The organism is Notoacmeibacter sp. MSK16QG-6 (genome assembly GCF_024158145.1).
Lineage (GTDB): Bacteria > Pseudomonadota > Alphaproteobacteria > Rhizobiales > Rhizobiaceae > Notoacmeibacter.
This window is the reverse complement of record NZ_JAMYXM010000012.1, coordinates 1-4,501: the sequence shown is the minus strand read 5'-3', so window position 1 is coordinate 4,501 and position 4,501 is coordinate 1. Positions and strand designations below refer to the sequence as shown.

The window sequence follows — 4,501 nt, the reverse complement described above, 5'->3', positions numbered from 1 at the left end:
GAGGATGCCCTCGAATTGGCTGAGCACACCGAAATCTAGCCCTGTGCGGTTCCGTTAAGGCGGAGCCGCACTTTATCCAACTGCTGCTGTGTTTCGCGTTGAGGCAGTGCAGCTTCGCGCCCGCATTCTTGTCGTTCGCCGTCTTTCTGAAGAATCCTGGAAGCGGACATGTCGATCGTCATGCTTTGGGCTGAAGAACGTCGCCGCTTTCCACTTTCGTTTTCTTCCCGCTGGAGACCATTACCGAACGGGTGTCACTCAATCCTCGGTAAAAGCGTGGCTGAAGGAATCGAGGATGGGTTTGGCGAGATATTCGAAGAAGGTGCGCTCGCCGGTCGAGATGAGGGCTTCGACCGGCATGCCGGGATAAAGCTGATCGCGGGTGACGGGCGGCGGAAGGTCGTCGGTCATTTTGAGGCGGGTCAGGTAGTAAGGCTCCTGCGTCGCTTCATCGACAAGCCGGTCGGCGGAGATATGAATGACGGTACCTTCGACTTCCGGCGTGACGCGCATATTGAGCGCGGAGAGCCGCAGGCGCGCCTCCTGGCCGAGCTGGACGACATCGACATCCTGTGGTCGCAGGCGCGCTTCCACCACCACGCCTTCGCTGGTCGGCAGGATGTCCATTATTGTCCCGCCGGGCGGCACGACGCTGCCGATCGCGTTGAAGTGGGATGCGACGACAATGCCGCCGACAGGCGCGCGGACATCGGTTCGCGACAGGATAAAACGCGCATCTTCAAGCTGGTCGCCAATATCGACCTGAGCGGCACGAACCTCGTTCAGCCTGGTGACCGTTTCCTCGACGCGCTGGGTGGCGAGCCGTTCGCGCTGCTCTAAGGCCTCGATGCGGTTGGTCTGGTTGGTGGCCAGCTCGGAGAGGATGACGCTGCGCCGCCCGATCAGGTCAGCCTTGTTGCGCTGGATCTGGGTATATTCGAAATGGTTGGTCAGTCCCTTGTCGACCAGGCTCTTCTTGCGCTCCAGTTCGTCGGCGACGATCTCAAGCTGGGCATCGACGGCGTCACGCTGGGCAATCAAACCTTCTCTCGCTTCTTCGTATGCGGCGACGCGCTGCTTGAGAATCTCCTGTTCGGATGCGTAGCGCGACAGCCGCGCCTGGAATTCCTTGCGCTGCTCGGAGCGGATCTCCGCGATCGCGTCCGTCTCCGGTTTGTCGGCATCGTTTGGCATGGCATCCAGCCCGTCGCGTTCGGCGACGAGCCGGACGATCATTGCTTCATTCGTTTCCCATTGATTGGTCAGGCGGCGCAGCTTGGTGCGGGCCAGCGTCGGATCGAGCCGCAGAACGATATCGCCGGCTTCGACCTGATCGCCTTCCTCGACCGGCAGCTTTTGGACGATGCCGCCTTCCAGATGCTGGATCGCCACATTGCGCCCCGAAGCGGCAATGACGCCAGGCGCGATCGCAGCGCCGGAGATCGGTGCGGTGGCGCCCCAATAGCCGAAGGTCGCCAGAAGAAGGACGAGAAAGCCATAGCCAAGCGCGGCGAACCATCCGCGCCGGACGGGGACCTGATCCTGCCATTCGTGATGGGACGTCCTGCTCGTATTGGCCATGCTCATTACTCTATGACCGTGACGGGATATTGGTGGCAGGGACGGGCCGCAGCGGCGTCGGCTGCATGACCGGCGTGCCAGATGGCGGCTGCATGGCCTGAAGCACCTCGCCGATTGGTCCAAAGTTCTGGACGGCACCATCATTGAGCAGCAGCGCCTTGTCGCAATGGCGTGCGATCGAGATGCGGTGGGTGATGAGGATGACGGTCGTTCCTCGCCGCTTGGCTTCCTCCAGCGCCGCGACAAACGCCTTCTCGCCATCGGCGTCGAGATGGGCATTGGGTTCGTCGAGAACCAGGATGGCGGGCTGGCCGAAGAAGGCGCGCGCCAGTCCGATCCGCTGGCGCTCCCCACCGGACAAGATTGGTCCAACCGCGGCAATCTCCGTCTGATAGCCATTGGGTTGGGCGATGATCATCTCATGGGCATGGGCCATCTGCGCGGCCGCGACGATATCCTGATCGGCGGCATTGGGATCGAACCGGGCGATGTTCTGCGCGATGGTGCCGGGAAAGAGCTGGACGTCCTGCGCCAGATAGCCGAACAGGCCCTTTCTCTGCGTCTCGTTCCATGTCTCCAGATCGGCGCCATCGACACGGACGATGCCACTGCCGGGCCGAATGGCGCCGACGATTAGCCGCGCCAGGGTCGTCTTGCCGGCACGGCTCGGGCCGATGATCGCAAGCGCTTCACCGGCATCCAGCTGGAAGTTGACGCGCTTGATGATAGCGGGGCTGCCCACCCCCGCGCCGGGCCGCCCGTAGAGCAGGTTCTCCACCCTCAGTGCACCCTTTGGCTCGGGCAGTTCGATAGGCATCGCTGCAGGTGGTCTTGGACGGTCGCTCAGGCGTTGCCAGGAACGCACGCCCTCGGCGATCTGCCGCCAGCCGCCAATCAGCTGGTCGATTGGCTGGAGAGCCCGCCCGGAAATGATCGAAGACGCGAAGATCATGCCCCCCGTCATGTCGCCTTGCAGCACCAGCCAGCCACCAACGCCGAGAATGGCGAGTTGCAGGATCATGCGTGAGGCGCGCGATATCCCGCCGAAGATGTTGTTGACCGTTGCGGAGGCCGTCACCTCCGTCAGGCTTTCGGCGAAGCGCTGCCCCCAGTGCTGGCGTGCATTCTCTCTCATGCCCATCGCGTGGAGGCTGTCGGCATGGCGCCCGAAGCTCTGCGCGGAGAGATCGGCGAGGACGGACGTCGCGCTCGCCTTGCGGCTGCACTTGCGATCCAGCAGCAGATTGATGGCGAGGATGAGGGCCATGACGCCGACGCCGGCAAGAGTGATCCAGCACAGAAGCGGGTGCACGAAATAGAGCAGCACCACGAAGAGCGGTGCAAACGGCAGATCGAACAGCGCCAGCAGCGCCTTGGAGGCGATGAACCCTCGGACCTTGTGCAGATCGCGCAACGGCGCGATGTCGTTGCGGTCACCGCGGTCGCGGTCGATCACGCTGAGGAAGACGTCGCCGCCCTTGCTGCGGACCAGATCATTGGCGACATGATGGGCATAGCTGGAGCGGACGATGTCGAACAGGCCAAGAAAAGTAAGCGCGCCGACGGCGATGATGCTGAGGTAGATCAGCGTCTCGACGCTGGCCGACGGCAGCACCCGGTCATATACCTGCATTAGGTAGAACGGCATGACCAGCATCAGAACATTGGTCACCGCCGAAAACACCGCAAGGTGCAAGACGGCGCGACCGAGCCTGGTCCGAACGGGTCTGGCCTGGTTCATGGAAATCGTGTCTCGGATGTTTGGGAGAGCGCCCCCTAATCCAGCGCTCTCTCTTGATCGGGGCGACCTAGATCAACCCGCCGATCGGTTGCGGATCATACCAGGTGTCGCCGGGCGCATGGTTCGAATTGGCGACGATGTCATCGAGCGACACATCTGTCGCATCGTTGAAGGTCAGATATTCCACATTTGTAAACTGGACCGCATCGCCGGTCGCCGTATTGGTCACCGTGAAGTGATCGCCCTCGCCAAGGATCTCGAAAGCGGCGATGTCCGCATCGAAGCTGATCGTGTCCGTGCCACCGGCCGCATCGACATAATTGCCCGTCCCGCCCGTGAACTGGATCAGGTCGTCGCTCTCAGTGCCGCCAAAATAGTTGGAATGGCCTGTGCCAACCGAAACGGTAGGATTGCTACTTCCCAGACTGCCGATGTCGTAGAGCGCGCTCTCGCCATAGAACCAGACCTTCTCGATATTTGTCAGCGTATCGTTTCCATAGACGGCATGACTGACCGTGACGCTGCCATCGGCGTTGTGGGTGAAAGTGTAGTCGGAAGCCGCGCCGTCATAATCGACCTGGTCGTTCGACCCGCCGCCGCCATCCAAGAGATCGTCGCCAGCGCCACCATAAAGCGTGTCATCGCCGGCACCGCCATAGATCAGGTCGTTGCCACCCAAGCCCCCAATCTCGTCGTCGCCATCCTCTCCGTAGAGAGCGTTATCGTTGCCGTCCCCCCAGATGGTGTCGTCAAACTGCGACCCGCGAAGACCCTCTATCGAGATGAACGCGTCCCCGGAAGCAATACCTGTGTTGAGGGAGGGTTCGTCCAACTCAACCCACAATCCGACAGTGGCATCCTCATAGCTGGCAATGTCCCAACCACCTCCGCCATCCAGTACGTCGGCGCCGGCACCGCCGATCAGGATATCCACACCGCCGCCACCGATCAACGTATCGTTGCCTCTTCCACCCGAAAGAACGTCCGCCCCAGTATAGCCAGTAATTGTATCGTCACCATCGGTCGAGGCCTGGTCGAGTTGCGTCTGTCGAATGTCCGATCGCGTCCAGCTCGAACCATCGGCAAAAACAACGCTTTCGATCCCTTGGTCATAGTAGTCTTTCAGCGTGTAATTGAGCCTGATCGAACCACCATCACCGGCGCCGTCGGCGCTTTCGG

3 protein-coding genes are annotated in these 4,501 nt (G+C 61.5%); all 3 read right to left on the bottom strand.

What is annotated here, in order from left to right; translation table 11 throughout:
- Positions 1-258 precede the first annotated feature (258 nt).
- Complete coding sequence (locus NIM86_RS17140; RefSeq protein WP_253383921.1) at positions 259-1,587, bottom strand: HlyD family type I secretion periplasmic adaptor subunit; 1,329 nt, start codon at positions 1,585-1,587, stop codon at positions 259-261.
- 4 nt (positions 1,588-1,591) lie between these two features.
- Positions 1,592-3,322 carry a type I secretion system permease/ATPase gene (locus NIM86_RS17135; protein ID WP_253383920.1) on the bottom strand — a complete coding sequence of 577 codons (1,731 nt, stop codon included), beginning with the start codon at positions 3,320-3,322 and terminating at the stop codon, positions 1,592-1,594.
- A 67-nt stretch (positions 3,323-3,389) separates the two neighbouring features.
- Positions 3,390-4,501: calcium-binding protein (locus tag NIM86_RS17130; protein WP_305884473.1), on the bottom strand; the 1,112-nt coding region annotated here is incomplete at its 5' end.